20 protein-coding genes and 1 tRNA gene are annotated in these 16,250 nt (G+C 68.2%); 9 read left to right on the plus strand and 12 right to left on the minus strand.

Annotation, left to right across the window (positions count from 1 at the left end; genetic code table 11):
- Nucleotides 1–16 precede the first annotated feature (16 nt).
- Nucleotides 17–427, minus strand: a complete 411-nt coding sequence (locus C8J24_RS01460; protein ID WP_107929786.1) for a (deoxy)nucleoside triphosphate pyrophosphohydrolase — start codon at nt 425–427, stop codon at nt 17–19.
- A 31-nt stretch (nt 428–458) separates the two neighbouring features.
- Between C8J24_RS01460 and C8J24_RS01465 the strand changes: the two genes are divergently transcribed.
- Nucleotides 459–674, plus strand: coding sequence for a Flp family type IVb pilin (locus C8J24_RS01465; RefSeq protein WP_414711882.1), 216 nt, complete (start codon nt 459–461; stop codon nt 672–674).
- A gap of 120 nt (nt 675–794) precedes the next feature.
- Nucleotides 795–965, plus strand: a complete 171-nt coding sequence (locus C8J24_RS01470) for a Flp family type IVb pilin (RefSeq protein ID WP_107929788.1) — start codon at nt 795–797, stop codon at nt 963–965.
- Between the two features lie 74 nt (nt 966–1,039).
- On the opposite strand, the gene C8J24_RS01475 is transcribed toward C8J24_RS01470, so the two are convergent.
- The 4 genes from C8J24_RS01475 to C8J24_RS17945 are packed head-to-tail and all read right to left on the minus strand — an operon-like array spanning nt 1,040 to nt 4,993.
- Nucleotides 1,040–1,987, minus strand: coding sequence for an acetyl-CoA carboxylase carboxyltransferase subunit alpha (locus C8J24_RS01475; protein ID WP_031396232.1), 948 nt, complete (start codon nt 1,985–1,987; stop codon nt 1,040–1,042).
- A gap of 31 nt (nt 1,988–2,018) precedes the next feature.
- Nucleotides 2,019–2,969 carry a tyrosine-type recombinase/integrase gene (locus C8J24_RS01480; protein ID WP_107929790.1) on the minus strand — a complete coding sequence of 317 codons (951 nt, stop codon included), beginning with the start codon at nt 2,967–2,969 and terminating at the stop codon, nt 2,019–2,021.
- Between the two features lie 13 nt (nt 2,970–2,982).
- A complete protein-coding gene (locus tag C8J24_RS01485) occupies nt 2,983–4,875 on the minus strand; it encodes a hypothetical protein (protein ID WP_107929792.1) in 1,893 nt (630 codons plus the stop codon).
- Nucleotides 4,859–4,993, minus strand: coding sequence for a hypothetical protein (locus C8J24_RS17945; protein ID WP_260171443.1), 135 nt, complete (start codon nt 4,991–4,993; stop codon nt 4,859–4,861). Before C8J24_RS17945 ends, C8J24_RS01485 begins: the two co-directional genes overlap by 17 nt.
- A gap of 103 nt (nt 4,994–5,096) precedes the next feature.
- Between C8J24_RS17945 and C8J24_RS01490 the strand changes: the two genes are divergently transcribed.
- The 3 genes from C8J24_RS01490 to C8J24_RS01500 are packed head-to-tail and all read left to right on the plus strand — an operon-like array spanning nt 5,097 to nt 6,873.
- Complete coding sequence (locus C8J24_RS01490) at nt 5,097–5,636, plus strand: shikimate kinase (RefSeq protein WP_031395245.1); 540 nt, start codon at nt 5,097–5,099, stop codon at nt 5,634–5,636.
- A complete protein-coding gene (gene aroB / locus C8J24_RS01495) occupies nt 5,633–6,733 on the plus strand; it encodes a 3-dehydroquinate synthase (RefSeq protein ID WP_107929794.1) in 1,101 nt (366 codons plus the stop codon). The genes C8J24_RS01490 and aroB overlap by 4 nt, the downstream gene beginning before the upstream one ends.
- Nucleotides 6,733–6,873: a DUF2256 domain-containing protein gene (locus C8J24_RS01500; RefSeq protein ID WP_081874135.1), complete on the plus strand. Its 141-nt coding sequence runs from the start codon at nt 6,733–6,735 to the stop codon at nt 6,871–6,873. The genes aroB and C8J24_RS01500 overlap by 1 nt, the downstream gene beginning before the upstream one ends.
- A 13-nt stretch (nt 6,874–6,886) precedes the next feature.
- Here C8J24_RS01500 and C8J24_RS01505 read toward each other — a convergent pair whose 3' ends face one another.
- The 5 genes from C8J24_RS01505 to radA form a co-directional block, all read right to left on the minus strand.
- A complete protein-coding gene (locus C8J24_RS01505; protein ID WP_107929796.1) occupies nt 6,887–7,216 on the minus strand; it encodes a DUF423 domain-containing protein in 330 nt (109 codons plus the stop codon).
- Nucleotides 7,213–8,976, minus strand: a complete 1,764-nt coding sequence (locus tag C8J24_RS01510; RefSeq protein ID WP_107929799.1) for a cation:proton antiporter domain-containing protein — start codon at nt 8,974–8,976, stop codon at nt 7,213–7,215. The genes C8J24_RS01505 and C8J24_RS01510 overlap by 4 nt, the downstream gene beginning before the upstream one ends.
- Complete coding sequence (locus C8J24_RS01515; RefSeq protein ID WP_107929801.1) at nt 8,976–9,464, minus strand: iron-sulfur cluster assembly scaffold protein; 489 nt, start codon at nt 9,462–9,464, stop codon at nt 8,976–8,978. Before C8J24_RS01515 ends, C8J24_RS01510 begins: the two co-directional genes overlap by 1 nt.
- Nucleotides 9,461–10,027, minus strand: coding sequence for a CvpA family protein (locus C8J24_RS01520; RefSeq protein ID WP_107929803.1), 567 nt, complete (start codon nt 10,025–10,027; stop codon nt 9,461–9,463). The genes C8J24_RS01515 and C8J24_RS01520 overlap by 4 nt, the downstream gene beginning before the upstream one ends.
- Before the next feature lie 110 nt (nt 10,028–10,137).
- Nucleotides 10,138–11,508 (minus strand): DNA repair protein RadA, encoded by a 1,371-nt coding sequence (gene radA, locus C8J24_RS01525; protein ID WP_107929806.1) that lies wholly within the window; start codon nt 11,506–11,508, stop codon nt 10,138–10,140.
- A 124-nt stretch (nt 11,509–11,632) separates the two neighbouring features.
- On the opposite strand from radA, the gene C8J24_RS01530 reads away from it, so the two are divergent.
- Entirely contained in the window at nt 11,633–12,784 is a 1,152-nt protein-coding gene (locus C8J24_RS01530; RefSeq protein WP_107929808.1) for a glycosyltransferase family 4 protein, read from the plus strand.
- Between the two features lie 25 nt (nt 12,785–12,809).
- Here C8J24_RS01530 and C8J24_RS01535 read toward each other — a convergent pair whose 3' ends face one another.
- Both C8J24_RS01535 and C8J24_RS01540 read right to left on the minus strand, forming a co-directional pair.
- A complete protein-coding gene (locus C8J24_RS01535; protein WP_107929811.1) occupies nt 12,810–13,100 on the minus strand; it encodes a DUF2218 domain-containing protein in 291 nt (96 codons plus the stop codon).
- A complete protein-coding gene (locus C8J24_RS01540) occupies nt 13,097–13,708 on the minus strand; it encodes a PadR family transcriptional regulator (RefSeq protein WP_416365528.1) in 612 nt (203 codons plus the stop codon). The genes C8J24_RS01535 and C8J24_RS01540 overlap by 4 nt, the downstream gene beginning before the upstream one ends.
- Nucleotides 13,709–13,884: 176 nt before the next feature.
- Here C8J24_RS01540 and C8J24_RS01545 point away from each other — a divergent pair, with 176 nt between their 5' ends.
- From C8J24_RS01545 to C8J24_RS01555, 3 genes are all read left to right on the plus strand, one after another.
- Nucleotides 13,885–15,204 carry a replication-associated recombination protein A gene (locus tag C8J24_RS01545; RefSeq protein WP_056406173.1) on the plus strand — a complete coding sequence of 440 codons (1,320 nt, stop codon included), beginning with the start codon at nt 13,885–13,887 and terminating at the stop codon, nt 15,202–15,204.
- A 74-nt stretch (nt 15,205–15,278) separates the two neighbouring features.
- Nucleotides 15,279–16,133 carry a hypothetical protein gene (locus C8J24_RS01550; protein WP_107929813.1) on the plus strand — a complete coding sequence of 285 codons (855 nt, stop codon included), beginning with the start codon at nt 15,279–15,281 and terminating at the stop codon, nt 16,131–16,133.
- Nucleotides 16,134–16,150: 17 nt separating this feature from the next.
- A tRNA-Thr gene (locus C8J24_RS01555) sits at nt 16,151–16,226 on the plus strand.
- Nucleotides 16,227–16,250: the final 24 nt, after the last annotated feature.

Consider the following 16,250-nt stretch of genomic DNA (forward strand, 5'->3'; position numbering starts at 1 on the left):
AACGCCGGAGGTGCGCTCACAACAAGGCGTCGAGCAGTCCGATCAACGGCCGGTCGGCAGGTGGCATCGGCAGGTCGTGCATGTCCGCCGGGCGGACCCAGCGTAACGCGGATGCTTCGAGCGCGCGCGGCACGCCGGTCCATTTGCGGGTGATGTACAGCAGCAGGAGCAGATGCCGGTCGTCGAGCGGCGCACTGGCAAACGCGGCGGGGGCAAGGCAGGCCTGCGGCACGGTGATCGCCAGTTCCTCCTCGAGCTCGCGGATAAGGGCGGCTTCGGGCGTTTCGCCCGGCTCGACCTTGCCGCCCGGAAACTCCCACAGCCCGGCCAGCGAGCGGCCCTCGGGGCGCTGCTGCAGCAGGACGCGGCCATCCGCATCGACCAGCGCCGCGGCGACGACCGGCAATAAGTAAGCGGCTTTGGTCATTCGTTAATCTCCGCGCTGTATAGGGCACGCCATGAGGCCGAAGCTGATCGTCGTAAAGACCATGCGTCGCAAGATCCGCGCCGCTGCGGCCGCGCTCATCACCGACCGCCGCGGCGCTACCGCAGTCGAATACGGCCTTATTCTTGCGCTCGTTGTTCTCGGCATGATCGCCGGACTCGTCTATCTTGCTGATGGCACCACGGCGCTCTGGGGCATGCTGCACAACCGAGTGGCTAACGCGCGCTAACCATAGCAAAAATCCGCCCGTTTAAGCTTTTCTCAATGGGTCACGTCTAGTCACGGAATTGCTGATCCGGTGTAGCCCCGGGCGGCCGGGTGACTGATGCTTTTAACGATGGAGACCGGAATGCAGACGCTTCGGAAGATTTTCAAGAACACCAAGGGCGCAACCGCAATCGAGTACGGCCTGATCGCCGCGCTGATCGCCGTCGCAGCCATCGCCGCGATGCAGGGCCTGGGTGGCAGCCTGAACAAGACGTTCAACAACGTCTCGACCAAGCTCAACACGTCGGGCTGATCCAGTCGATCCTCGGATCGAACTGGCGCATCGGGCGGCGGACCTCCGGGTTCGCCGCCCTTTTGCTATGGGGGTCAGAGACGACCCATCTTGAGGAACTTGGCCTGGCGTTCCTTGCGCAGCTCGACCGGCGACAACGGAACGAGCGAGTCGAGTGCATCCGTCAGTGCGCTGCCCAGCGCGTCGATCGCCACCGCGCGGTCGCGGTGCGCGCCACCCAGCGGTTCGGGCACGATCGTGTCGATCACGCCGAACGCCTTCAGATCCTGCGCGGTGATGCGCATTGCCTCCGCCGCCTCGGCCGCCTTGTCCGCGGTACGCCACAGGATCGACGCACAGCCTTCGGGGCTGATTACCGAATAGATGGCATGTTCGAACATCAGCACGCGGTTGCCCGCTGCCAGCGCGACCGCGCCGCCCGATCCGCCCTCGCCGACGATCGCCGAGACGATCGGCACGCCTGCGTTCAGGCAGGCTTCGGTCGACCGGGCGATCGCCTCCGCCTGTCCGCGCTCTTCAGCCTGGATGCCGGGAAACGCCCCCGACGTGTCGACCAGCGTCACGATCGGCAGGCCGAAGCGGTCGGCCAGCTCGACGAGGCGGATCGCCTTGCGATAGCCCTCGGGCTTGCCCATGCCGAAATTGTGGCGCAGCCGGCTCGCGGTATCGTCGCCCTTCTCATGGCCGAGCACCATGATCTTGCGGCCGCGGAACGTCGCAAAGCCCCCCAGGATCGCCTGGTCGTCGCCGAACGCTCGGTCACCGGCCAGCGGCACGAATTCCTCGAACAGTGCGGCGGCATAATCCTTGAAGTGCGGCCGCTCGGGATGGCGCGCGACCTGCGTCTTCTGCCACGGCGTCAACCGGGCGAAGGTGTCCTTCAGCAGCTTGTCGGATTTCGCCTGCAACCGCATGATATCGGCGGACAGATCGAGATTGCCATCGCTGGCGGTCTCACGAAGTTCGTCGATCCGCCCCTGCAGTTCGGCGATGGGTTTCTCAAAGTCGAGGAAGCTTGGCATCCGCGTCGGTTACGGGGCGCGCGCCGGAACGTCAACGTGAGGTCGCGTGCTCCGGATCGGTCAGGGGGTGGCGGGTGTTGACGAGCTCGATCAGTTTGCTTGCCTCGACATGCGTATAGATCTCCGTGGTCGCGATATCGGCATGCCCGAGCATCGCCTGCAACGCCCTCAGATCGGCGCCCCCCGCGAGCAGATGCGTCGCGAAGGCGTGGCGCAGGACATGCGGGCTGACGCGGTCGGGGGGCACCCCCGCCTCTGCGGCCAGCGCCTTGACGATCTGGTACAGGCGGATCCGCGACAAATGCCCCTTGCCGGAGGGGAACAGCCAGGGCTGATCCGCCGCGACATGCGTGCGCCACAGCGCGACCGCGGCACGCGCCCGGTCGGAAATCGGCACGAGCCGCTCGCGCCCGCCCTTGCCGCGCAGGATCAGGAACGGCCGGTCGGGATGCACCGCGGCGCGTGGCAGGCTGACGAGCTCTGTCGCACGCAGCCCCGATCCGTAAAGAAGCTCGATCAGCGCGGAGAGCCGCAGGTCGACCGGATCCATCGGATCGCGCCCCACGCGCTCGACGATCGCGGCGAACAATCGATCGACATCGGCGTGGCTGAGGATCTTCGGCAAGGGGCGTGCCGTGCCCGGCCGCGGCAGTGCCTTGCCCGGATCGTCACTGCGATGCCCTTCGTCCGCGAGAAATCCGAAGAACCGGCGCAAGGCCGCGGACTTGCGGCCGACCGTCGCGCGCGACAGGCTGCTCCAGCTGTCCGCCAGCCGCCCCAGCGCATCGCCGTCCGCGCGAGCCAGCGCGCCATCGGCAACGCGTGACGCCAGCATGAGATCGCTGCGATACGCCGCGATCGTGTTCGGCGCGGCCCCCGATTCCGCCGCCATCATCTCGAGGAACCGCTCGATCAGCGCGCGGTCGCTCGCCGCCGGCGGCGCGCGCTCGACCGCATCCGCCCCGGCGACCGCATCGGTCATGATCGGGCCCGCGTCACGCGCGCGCGATTGCCTCGGCCGCGATCATACGCGCCTCGCCCTCAAGACCCACAGCGCGCAACGCGGCGACGATCCGGTACAAGGCCTCGGGCGGCATGCCGTGCCAGCTGGCGGTCTGCATGCCCGTCGCCGCGAGCAGCGCGACCGTCCCCGGCTGGCCCGCTCGCGCCGCCCTGTCGAGCGCACGCGTCCAGCCATTCTCGGTGCCGATCGGAACCGCCAGCGCTTGCGCCGCGCGTTCGATATCGCCCGCGCTCAGACGACCGAGCCCCGCCAGTCCGGCGAACAGCAGACGCTGCTTCAGGGCCGAATCGCCGCGGCCACCGCTATAGGCAGCCAGATCGCCATAGCTCAGGCGACCGGTCGCATCGGGATCCGCCAGCGCGATCATCGCCCAGCCATCGCCCCCCTTGGCGACCGTGCCGCGCCAGCGCGCCGCGGTCCGGTCCAGCCCCGCGGACAGCATCGCGGCGACCATCCGGTCCGCATCGCGTTCGCCATTTGCGGGCGGGATCCGTGCCGCCGCCCGCGCGGTCAGCACCATACGGGCGTAGGACGGCCACGCGTCCTCCGCCTTGCCCCAGATCGATCGCAGCGCGGTCATCCGGCCTTCGGCATTGCGGTCGGCATAGGCGGTACGCAGGTCCTGCACGGTCGCGGCCACCGCGCTCTGCACGCTGTCGTCCGCCTCCGCCGCTGCGTAGAGATCGACCAGTGCCGCGCTCGACAGCACGCCTTGCGCCGCGGCGGCGTCCGCGGCGGGCAGGCGGTCGGCGATCGTCATCGCAGGCGACAGCGCGCGCCAATAGGTCGCCTGCACGCCGACGGTCCGGTACAGCGCATCGGGAACGGCGACCCCGGTCGCCATCGCCAGACCGAACCGCCACGAGGTCAACTGGTCGACCGAATCCCATTCGATCGTGACCGCCTGACGCCCCTGCCCGCCTGCGCCAACGACCTTCTGCGCGAGCAGCATGTCGACGCCCGACGCGACGTTGCGGCGCCGTGCCGCGGTGATCAGCGTGCCGGCCTGGGTCGGCGATCCCGACAGCCCCGCGCACATCGCCTGCGCCATCGTCCAGCCACGCGCTGGCGCGCGTTGCATCGCGCCCTCGACGAGCGGGCACAGCGCGCCTGGATCGCCTGCGGCGAGACCGGCATTCATCGCCACCTGATAGAGTTTGGGCGTGTAATTGCCGGTATCGACGCCCTGCACCACCGCACGCGCGGCGACGGACTCGCCCATGCGCAGCAACAGCCAGGCGCGCTCGGCGGCGAAATCCGCGCCGTTTACGCCGACCGGGGTCTCGACCCGCGACACGAGCGCCCGTCGCAACAGGATCGACATCCAGCGTGACGGGAGCGGCGCGCTCAACCGCCGCATCAGCGTCTCGAGATAAGGGCCCTCGGCATCGCCGAACGCGTCGGCCGAAAGACCGCCCTCGCCGGAACCGATCGGCCCGACACGATCGAGCGAACGCCGGGCCGAGGCCGGCATCTCATATTGCGCGAGCACCGCCGGATCGATCGCTGGCGGCGTGTCAGCGGCAGGCGTTGCCGTCAGCGGGGGAATGCTGCCATCGGGTGCGGGCAGCGGCTGGATCGTCGCCATCCCGGCCGGCGGCGCCGGAACGGGAGCGCCGGGGGACGCGGTCGGGCCCGAAGATGGGGTCGACGGTGCAGACCGTGCTGGCGCCGACCCGTTGGGCTGCGATTGCGCCGGGCTGGCGGCCGGCGGACTCCGGCGCGGCGCAGGGGCTGGCGTCGTATCACCGAAACCGGGCGGCAGGAGTGATTCCGGTCGGTCCTGCCCGATCGCCGGCGCGAGCGCGGCAAGGCTGCAGGCGGCGGCGAGCGCCGCCAGCGTGACCTTAGGACAGGTTCGCAAGCGTCACGGCCTTCTCGACTTGCGTCTGCGGGCGCTCGGTTGCGCGACCGGCGAGCAGGAACAACCCACCGACGACGACGACCAGGATAACGACGACCGAGACTATCAGGCGGGACATACGCAAAACCTTGTAATGACTGATAGGACATTGCTGACGGATGCGAATAGGCATGCGGATGCCGTTTCCCCCCGCGCAGTGCCGCTGTATAGCGCGGACCGCGATGTTGCAAAGCCACAACCCGATTGCCCCCTGGAGCGGCCCCCCGATCGTGCTCGTCGGCCTGATGGGCGTGGGCAAGACCACCGTCGGCCGCCGCCTCGCGCACCGCTTGCGGCTGCCCTTCGTCGACGCCGATCACGAGATCGAGGCAGCGTCCGGCATGAGCGTGAGCGAGATCTTCGCCAAATATGGCGAGGCCTATTTCCGCGACGGCGAGCGCCGCGTGATCGCGCGGCTGATTGACGGCACGCCGAAGGTCATCGCGACCGGCGGCGGCGCGTTCATCAACGACGAGACGCGCAGCCTGATCCTCGCCGAAGCCACCGCGATCTGGCTCAGCGCGCCGCCCGAGATCCTCGTCGAGCGCGTCGGGCGTCGTAACACCCGCCCCCTGCTGCGCAACCGCGACGCGGGCCAGGTGCTTGCCGAGCTCGCGCGCGTCCGCAACCCGATCTACGCCAAGGCGCATATCCATATCGCGAGCAACAAGGCGCCGCACGAGGCGACCGTTGCCTCCATCCTGAAAGCCATCGGCCTATGACCGTCATCACCGTGAATCTGGGCGCACGGACCTATCCGATCCATATCCGGGCCGGCCTGCTCGAGGAGGCCGGCGATCATCTGGCGCCGCTCGCGCGCGGTCGGACGATGGCGATCGTCACCGACGAGAATCTGAGCGGCCATCTGGCGACGCTCCAAGCGTCACTCACGGCGCACGGTGTCGCGAGCGAGGCGATCGTTCTTTCGCCCGGCGAGGGATCGAAAAGCTGGGCGACGCTGGAACGGCTGTGCGACCACCTGCTCGACATCGGCATCGAGCGCGGCGATCACGTCGTCGCGCTCGGCGGCGGGGTGATTGGCGATCTCGTCGGCTTTGCCTGCGCCATCCTCAAGCGCGGCTGCCGCTTCGTCCAGATCCCGACCACATTGCTCGCGCAGGTCGACAGTTCGGTTGGCGGCAAGACCGCGATCAACACGCGTGCGGGCAAGAACCTGATCGGCGCCTTCCACCAGCCGGCGATGGTCCTGATCGACCCGCAGGTGCTCGACACGCTGCCGATCCGTGAGTTGCGCGCGGGCTATGCCGAGGTGGTGAAATACGGGCTGATCGACGACCCCGCCTTCTTCGCCTGGTGCGAGACGAACGGCGCGGCATTGCTCGCCGGCGACATCGCGCTGCGCGAATACGCCATCATCCACAGCGTATCCGCCAAGGCGCGCATCGTCGCGGCGGACGAGCATGAGACGACCGGCACGCGCGCGCTGCTCAATCTGGGCCACACCTTCGGCCATGCGCTCGAGGCCGAGACGGGCTTCTCGCAGACGCTGATCCACGGCGAGGGCGTCGCCGCGGGCTGCGCATTGGCATTCCGCTATTCGGCGGCCCACGGGCTCTGTTCGCGCGACGAGGCCGATCGGGTGGCGGCCCATTGGCGCGCGGTTCAGCTGCCCGACGGATTGGCCGGCGCGCATGTCGCCGCGGATGGCGCGACGCTCGTCGATCATATGCGCCACGACAAGAAGATGGCGGCGGGCACGCTGCCCTTCCTGCTCGCCCGCGGGATCGGCCGGACCTATCTCGACACGACCGTCGACCTCGCCGATGTCGCCGCCTTCCTCGACGCGGAGCCCCGCTGATGCCCAATGGCGTCGCCAAGCAGAACCTGCCAACGAAGATTTGCCCGGCCTGCGAACGGCCGTTCACCTGGCGCAAGAAATGGGCGCGCGACTGGGATTCGGTGATCTACTGCTCGGATGCCTGCCGCAAGAAACGCTAGCCCAGCAGCACCGTCAGCTGCGCGCTGCGCTCCACGCCAGCCACAGCCACCCACCGATGAGCAACGCGCCGCCGATCGGCGTGATCGCACCGAACCAGCGCGGCGCCCCGAGCGCCATGGCGTAGAGCGTGAGCGCGAAGATCGCCGCGCCGATGACGAACAGCCAGGCAGGCCCCCGCGCGTCCATCCGCACCGCGACCAGCGCCGCGACGACATGGATAAGCTGATACTGCGCGCCCGTCTTCAGCCACTCCACCGCGGGACCGCTTGCGCCATGCGCACCGAACGCCCCCGCCGCGACCGCGATCGCGCCCGACAGCGCCGCCAGAACGACGAGCATCATTGTGGATCATTCCCCCATGGAAAGCGCTGCGCGGTTTCGGTGCGCGCCGCGCGGATGTCGCCGGCGGCGATCTGGATGCGCAACCGTTCCTTGTCGCGCACACGATACGCTTCCTCCGCGCGATCGATCTCGGCCGGCGCAACGCCGAGCCCGCGCAGCGCCAGCCGCGCCATCTTGACCGCCGATTCGAGAACCTCGCGAACGACATAGGTCGCCGGGCCGTTCTTCAGCTTGACCAGCGTGCGGCGGTCGAACGCGCGGACATAGATCTCCGCCTTAGGGAACGCCTCATGGATCGCCGCGATGGTCTCCGGCTCGATCTGATCGCCGTCGATGCACATGCAGATCAGTTCGGCGTCCGCCGCCCCCGCCTGGCGCAACAGGTCGAGCCGGGTGCCGTCGCCATAATAGACCTTGGCCCCGAACTCGCCCGCAATGTCGATCATCTCGATATCGGTATCGATCAACGTGACCGGGATGCCCTGGGCCAGCAGCATCTGACCGACCGTCTGCCCGAACCGGCCATAGCCGACGATGATCGCATTGGCGCCATCGGCGACCGGACCCTCCCGATCGGTGCCCGGTGCGATCGGCTCGGTCCGGAACCGGCGGGTGATCCCCATCAGGAACGGGGTCGTCGCCATCGACAGCGTGATGATCGCGCCGAACAGGCTCGCTGCTTCCGGATCGATCAGCAGCCCCGCCTGGGCCTGTGCGAACAGCACGAAGCCGAATTCGCCGCCCTGGCTCAGCAACAGGCCGAGCGCGAAGGCCTGCCGCCAGGTCATCTTGAACGCCATGCCGATCGCCATGATCACGCCGGTCTTCGTCGCGATCAGCGCCGCGGCCATCGCCAGCACGAACAGCGGCCGCTCGGCGATCGCGCCGAGATCGAGCAGCATGCCGACCGCGAGGAAGAACAGCCCGAGCAGGATCGACCGGAACGGCTCGACATCGGCCTCCAGCTCATGCCGATACGGACTGTCCGCGAGCATCACGCCGGCGATGAACGCACCGAGCGCGGTCGACAGGCCGAGCCATTCCATCACCGCTGCACTGGCGATGACGGTGAACAGGCCAGCGAACACGAACATCTCGCGCTCGCCCATATTGCCGATCAGCCGGAAGAACGGCCGCAACAGGAATCGCCCGGCGATGATCAGCCCGACGACCGCGGCGACCGTGTAGAGCGCGAGCAGCCATCCGGGGGGCGCATTCGCATCGGCGGGATTGCGGCTCATCGCCGCGACGATCGTGATCAGCGGGACGATCGACAGATCCTGGAACAACAGGATCGAGAAGGCGCGCTCGCCAAAGGGCGTCCGCATCCGCCCCGAGGATTGCAGCATTGGCAACACCTGCGCGGTCGACGACAGCGCGAGCGGCAGTCCCAAGGCGAGCGCGGCGGGCAGCGAGAAGCGCGCGCCGAGCCACACGATCGCGGTGATCGCGAGACCGCAGGCAACCACCTGCATCAGGCCCAGCCCGAAGATTTCATGCTTCATCCGCCACAGCCGGCTCGGGTTGAGCTCGAGCCCGACGATGAACAGCAGCAACGTGATACCGAGTTCGGCAAAGCCGAGCTTGGCCTCCGCGTCACCCACCAGCCCCAGGACATGCGGCCCGACGACCGCCCCCGCGACGAGATAGCCCAGCGTCGCGCCGAGGCCGATCCTTCGGAACAGCAGCACGAACACCAGCCCGAAGCCGAGCAAAACCACCCCGTCCCGCAACAGCGACGTCGGCGTGCCGTCATGCATCAGACATCGGTCCCGGCAGATGCGCTCGCGGGGGCCGTGACCGACACCTCCGCATGACCCGACGCAGTGTTCGCCGCCGCCTCGGCCGCCTCCGCCGCCGCTTCGAAAGCGAGGCGGATCGACGGATGCCGCGCGGTGTAGTCGAGTGCGGGTGCGAAGACATCCATCCCGGGCCAGTCGGGGGCGTCGCCGGTACGCGCGAGCCAGGCGGTGATCGCATCGCGGGCCGCCGCCAGTTCCGCAGGCGTCCGCCCTACGATGCTCGAGGCGAGCAACGACGAGGACGCCTGACCCAACGCACAGGCGCGCACCAGCAGCCCAACCGCGGCGACGCGCCCGTCCGCGCCCATATCGACGTCCACCGTCACGCGGCTGCCGCAGATCGGCGAGCGGCGTTCCGCGGTCGCCATCGGCGCGTTCAGGCGCTCATGATACGGAATAGACGCGGCAAGACGCAGGATCTCGGCATTGTAGAGGGGGGCGTTCATGGGGTCGGCTCACTTGCGGTATCGGATCGGGACGCGTTCGGCTTCGTGCCGAACACCGGTTTGCCGCGACGGCGGCGATCGACGAAATCGGCGATGCTCGCGCTCGTCGCATTGAGCAGCGGATAGGTGCGCGAACGGGTCATCCATTCGGGCCGCCGCGCCGCACCGCCGCTCATCGTGTCGATCACCAGCGTCGCGAGCAGGAAGACGAGGCTGGCGAGGATCAGTCCCTTCAGCGCGCCGAACCCGAACCCGAGCGCGCGGTCGACCGGTCCCAGGATCGACGTCCGCGTCCGCGCGCCGATCGCGTTGGCGACGAGCCGCCCGCCGATATAGGTCAGCCCGGTGATGATCGCCAAGGCGAGGACCGCCGCACCGCTGACCGTACCGATGACCGGCGTCAGCGCGGCCGCGACGGGGATGTGGAACAGCTTGAGCATCGCGACGATCGCGACCCAGGCGAACATCGACAGCACCTCGGTCACGAACCCGCGAATCAGGCCGAGAACGGCGGCGCCGGCAACCGCGAGCAGGACGATGACATCGAGGGCGGTGAGGTTCATGATGTCTGGAATAGGGACGCGCGCCGCGAACCGCTAGTGCAGCCGCACGAACCGCCGGATCATCGCCACCCCGCGGTCGCCCGCCCCGACGCCGGACGCCACGTCCCGCCTCATCCCCGCCCGAGCATGTGGTCGACGAACGCGGCGAGCGTCTTGAACCCCGACAACCGCATACCGCTCTTCTCGTCGCTCATCGACGCGGGGACGAGCGCGCGCTCGAACCCCAGCTTACTCGCTTCCTTCAGCCGCAGCGGACCATGCGCGACCGGCCGGATCTCACCCGACAAGGCGACCTCGCCGAACGCGACCGCATCGACCGGTACGGGACGCTCCGCCATCGCCGATATCAGCGCCGCGGCGACCGCAAGATCGGCGGCCGGATCCTGCACGCGGTACCCGCCGGCGATGTTGAGATAGACCTCGGCCGACGAAAAGCTCAGCCCGCACCGCGCCTCGAGCACCGCGAGGATCATCGCCAGCCGCCCCGAATCCCATCCGACCACCGCGCGCCTCGGCGTGGCGCCGCTCGCCAGCCGCACCGTCAGCGCCTGGATCTCGACCAGCACGGGTCGCGTCCCCTCCAGCGCCGGAAACACCGTCGCGCCGGTCATCGCGTCGTCGCGCGTCGTCAGGAACAGCGACGACGGATTGCCCACCTCCGCCAGCCCCTCGGTCTGCATCGAGAAGACGCCGATCTCGTCGGTGCCGCCGAAGCGGTTCTTGATCGCGCGCAGGATCCGGTACTGATGACTGCGCTCGCCTTCAAAGCTCAGCACCGTGTCGACCATATGCTCGAGGACACGCGGCCCCGCGATGCTGCCGTCCTTGGTCACATGGCCGACCAGCACGACCGCCGTCCCGCGCTCCTTGGCGAACCGGATCAGCTCCTGCGCCGATGCCCGTACCTGGCTGACCGTACCGGGCGCGCCTTCGATCAGGTCGGAATGCATCGTCTGGATCGAATCGATCACCAGCATCGCCGGCGGTTTTGTCTGCAGCGTCGTCAGGATGTCGCGCGTCGAGGTCGCCGCCGCGAGCTGCACGGGCGCATTACCGAGCCCGAGACGTCGCGCGCGCAGCCGGACCTGGTCCGCAGCCTCCTCGCCCGAGACATAGGCCACCGACTGGCCGGCGAGCGCCATCTTCGCTGCCGCCTGCAACAGCAAGGTCGACTTGCCGATCCCGGGATCGCCGCCGATCAGCGTCGCCGACCCCTCGACGAAGCCCCCGCCCAGCGCACGGTCGAGTTCGGCGATGCCGGTCGCCATCCGATCGGGCAGCTTGATCTCCGCATCCAGCCCGACGAGCTGGATCGCGCGGCCGCCGGTCTGCAGATTATGCTTCGAATGAAACGGCGTTGCGGCGGTATTCGCCTCCTCGACCAGCGTGTTCCATTCGTGGCAGTCGGCGCATTGCCCGGCCCAGCGCGATGCGACCGATCCGCACGCCTGACACACATACCGTTTCTGAATTTTCGCCATCGCCGCGGTGTAGCGAGATAGGAACGATAAGGGAACAGCGATCACCCGCGCGGCGAAACGCCACCGCCTCGGCAACAGAGGATTGTCTGGCGCTAACCGACGGGCAACGCTATCCGCCCGAGCGATGCAGCCGACCGACCTCCGCGTGGCCCTGTTTAGCGGCAACTATAATTACGTCCGCGATGGTGCGAACCAGTCGCTGAACCTGCTCGTCGGCCATTTGCTGTCGCGCGGCGTCAAGGTGCGGGTCTATTCGCCAACGGTCGCGGAGCCCGCCTTCCCCGCGATCGGCGATCTGGTCGACGTGCCCGCGATCCCGCTGGTCGGCGGACGCGGCGAATATCGCGCCGCACTCGGGATCACGCCGCGCGTCCGCCGCGACATTGACGCGTTCGCCCCCAATATCGTCCATGTCTCGGCGCCCGAGTTTCTCGGCCATGCCGCGGTCGCCTATGCGCGCAAACGCGACATCGCGACCGTCGCCTCCTTCCACACCCGGTTCGAGACCTATTTCCGTTATTACCGGCTCGGCTTCCTCGAGCCGATCGCGAAGAAGCGGCTGACGCGCTTTTACAATCGCGTGGAAGAGGTCCTGGTGCCCGGACCCAGCATGGCCGAGCTGCTCCGCGGCTGGGGCGTGAAGTCGTCGATTGGCATCTGGTCACGCGGTATCGATCACGCGCGGTTCGACCCGGCGCGGCGCGACACGGCCTGGCGCCGGTCGCTCGGTATCGCGGACGACGAGATGGTGGTCGGGTTTCTCGGCCGGCTGGTGAAGGAAAAGGGCCTCGACGTCTTTGCCGACGTCGTCACCGAACTGCGCCGCCGGGGCGTGCCTCACCGCGTGGTCGTCGTCGGTCAGGGTCCTGCACGCGACTGGTTCGCGGGCCATGTCCCCGAAGCCGTGTTCGCCGGCTTCCAGTCGGGCGACGCACTCGGCCGCGCAGTCGCGTCGATGGACGTGTTCTTCAACCCGAGCATCACCGAGACCTTCGGCAACGTGACGCTCGAGGCGATGGCGGCGGGCGTGCCCGTGGTCGCCGCGCGCGCGACCGGCGCGGTCGACCTGATCGAGGACGGCACGACCGGCTTCCTCGTGCCGCCCACCGATATCGCCGCCTATGCCGATGCGATTGGTCGGATCGTGTCGGATCCCGCGCTCCGGCAGTCGATGGGCGAAGCCGGACACGCCAAGGCCGCGGGCTATCGCTGGGACACGATCAACCAGACGGTACTCGACACCTATCTGGCGGTGACGGCGCGCCGGCACCGGTGATTGAATGCGACGCGCACCCGTAAGGTTACGCGTCCACCCAATCGAACGTCAGCGGCGCCTCGCGAAACGCGAACCGGTCAAGATGGCTCGACACCACGTCGCGCATCCGTTCGACATCCCCGCCCTCAGGCACCGTCAGCGCGACGTCGAGCGTCTGGCTGTCCGCGCGCATCTCGAGCACCGCACCACCCGGAAACGCGATACGCCCCTCCTGTTGGGTGAAGCGCACCTCCATCTTGTGGCTCCAGTGTTTGGCAAGCTGCTGAAGATACCGGCTCGCCGACTGCGTCGGCACGCGTGCGATCGACACGCTCACTTCACGCGCTCGATCTTCTGGACGACCTCGTCGATCAGCGCCGCCACCTGGTGCGCCGCCTCTTCCGAAAAGCCGTCGCCGAGCAGCCGGTCCTGCACTGCGTGGCGCAGATTGCCCATTGCGCGCCGGATCGGAGCGCGATCCGCGCGTTCCCGGTGCTCGCCGACCGCCGCCAGCCGCGCCATTAACGCCGCGACCTGCTCTGCATTCTCGTCGAGATGCGTGGTGCCGGCCGGCGTGATCGCAAAGCGCTTCTTGGCGCCCTCGGACTGCTGCTCCTCGATCAGCCCCATTTCGTCGAGCAGCGTTATCGTCGGATAGACCACGCCCGGACTCGGCGCATAGGCGCCCCCGGTAAGCTCCTCGATCGCGCGGATCAGGTCATAGCCGTGGCGCGGTGAGTCGGCGATCAGCCTGAGCAGGACGAGGCGCAGTTCGCCCCCGTCGAACATCCTCCGCTGCCGCCCGCCACCCGGCCGCTCACCCTCACCCGGCCCCCAGGCGAAGGCGAAGCGCCCGCCGCCCCGACCACCGCCATAGCCGCCGCCCATCGCGGCATGGTGTCCGTCACGGTGACCGCATCCGCGGCCGTGCATGTGCATGAACATTCGAATCTCCTGTCGAGCGCATCCCGATACGGACAAGATAAATCTTCAACTGCGCTTCGCAAGATCTTTCAAGATATATCTTTTGCATGTCTTGGGCAGGAGACGCGTCGTCAGACAGCGGAAAGCGAGGCCAGGCCCAGGGTGGCACAGTCGTCCGTATCGACTACATTGCGAGCATGGCCGACCTTTTTGCGGGTTTCGAACCCGCCCCCCCACCCGACGCGCATCCCGAAAACGCACCGCTTGCCGATCGCCTGCGCCCGCGGACGCTCGACGAGGTCGTCGGGCAGGATCACATCACCGGCGCAGGCGGCGCGATCGGGCGGATGGTGGCGGCGGGACGGCTGTCGTCAATCATCCTCTGGGGACCGCCCGGCACCGGCAAGACGACGATCGCGCGCCTGCTCGCTGACGCAGTCGATCTGCGGTTCGTCGCGATCTCCGCGGTGTTCTCGGGCGTGGCCGATCTGAAAAAGGCGTTTGCCGAAGCCCGCGACCATGCGCGCCTGGGAAAGCGTACGCTGCTGTTCGTCGACGAGATCCACCGCTTCAATCGCGCGCAGCAGGACGGGTTTCTTCCCTATGTGGAAGACGGCACGGTGACGCTCGTCGGCGCGACGACGGAGAACCCGTCCTTCGAGCTCAACGCGGCACTGCTCAGCCGTGCGCAGGTCCTGATCCTCGAGCGACTGGGACGCGGCGCGCTCGAGCTGCTGCTGACCCGCGCGGCGACGCTGATGGACCGTCCGCTCCCGCTCACGCCCGAGGCGACCGATGCGCTGATCGCCAGCGCAGACGGCGATGGCCGGTTCCTGCTCAATCAGGCCGAGACATTGTTCTCGGTCGACTTGCCTGAACCGCTCGATCCGGCGGGGCTGTCGAACTTCCTCCAGCGCCGCGTCGCGGTGTACGACAAGGATCGCGAAGGGCATTACAACCTCATCAGCGCGCTGCACAAATCGATCCGCGGCAGCGATCCGCAGGCGGCGCTCTATTATCTCGGAAGGATGCTCACCGCGGGCGAGGAGCCGCTGTTCCTGCTGCGCCGCCTGACACGCGCCGCGGTCGAGGATATCGGTCTCGCCGACCCCCAGGCGCTCGTCCAGTGTATCGCCGCCAAGGACACCTATGATTTCCTGGGCAGTCCGGAAGGCGAACTCGCGATCGCCCAGGCCTGCGTCTATCTCGCCACCGCACCCAAATCGAACGCGGTCTACAAGGCGCAGAAGGCGGCCTGGAAATCGGCGCGCGAGACGGGGTCGCTGATGCCGCCCGCCGCAATCCGCAACGCCCCCACCAAGCTCATGCGCGATATCGGCTATGGCAAGGGCTATGCCTATGACCATGATGCCGAGAACGCCTTTTCGGGGTCGGACTATTGGCCCGACGAGATGACGCCGCAGACCTTCTACGCGCCGACCGACCGCGGGTTCGAGAAGCGTATTGCCGAGCGCCTCGCCTGGTGGGACGAACGCCGGCAGGCCAAGGATGCCTAGCCGCGCATGAACGCCTGCGAGACGATCGGATCCCCCGCGCCCCGCAGGGCTGATACGCCCTGCGTGCGTCTTCGATGACCCCCGATCACTTCGCGCAGTTCGTCGCGATCGACTGGTCCGGCGCGAAAGGACAGCGGCACAAGGGGATCGCCGTTGCGATCTGTGGCCGTGATCACGCTGCCCCGACGCTTGTCTCCGCACCGGACGGGATCTGGTCACGCCAGGCGGTGCTCGACTGGCTGGTCGCCCGCCGCGACCTGCCGTTGCTTGCCGGGTTCGACTTCAGCTTTTCTGCCCCCTTCGTGACCCGTGGTGCGCATCTGCCCGGTGAGGCGCCGACCGCCGATGCCCGCGCGCTTTGGGCAATGGTCGACGCGCAGAGCGACGATCCCGATCTCGGCGCGACATCGTTCATCGAGCGCCGCCGCGGCACGCATTTTTATCTCGGCGCGTCGGACGGGACCAAGGCGGATTTCCTGCACTGGCGTCGGTGCGAGATGCCGGACGACGGCAGCCGCAAACCTTCGACCGTGTATGACGCGATCGGCGCGGCGCAGGTTGCCAAGGCGAGCTTTGCCGGGATGCGCCTGCTGCACCGTCTCGACGGGCGGATCCCGGTCTGGCCGTTCGATGCCCCGCCGCGATCGGGCGCCGCGATCGTCGAAATCTATACCAGCATCGCCGCGCGCGCCGCGGGGCGCCCCGTCGGCCGCAGCAAGATGCGCGACGGCGCGACGCTCGACGCCGCGCTCGCCGCGCTCGGCTCCGCACCGCACCGCCCACTCGCGCGCTATGACGACCATGCGACCGACGCGATCCTGACCGCGGCCTGGCTCCGCGCCAATGCGAAGAATGCCGATTTCTGGTGTCCTCGGGCGATGACTTCGCTTATTGCTGCAACCGAAGGCTGGACGTTCGGCGTCACCTGACGCATGAGGCGCCCGCTGCCGGTTTAGCTCAGTTGGTAGAGCGCCAGTTTTGTAAACTGGATGTCGCGGGTTCGATTCCTGCAACCGGCACCACTCCTCCACCCGACCGCACCACCG

It is taken from the genome of Sphingomonas aerolata (assembly GCF_003046295.1).
GTDB lineage: Bacteria > Pseudomonadota > Alphaproteobacteria > Sphingomonadales > Sphingomonadaceae > Sphingomonas > Sphingomonas aerolata.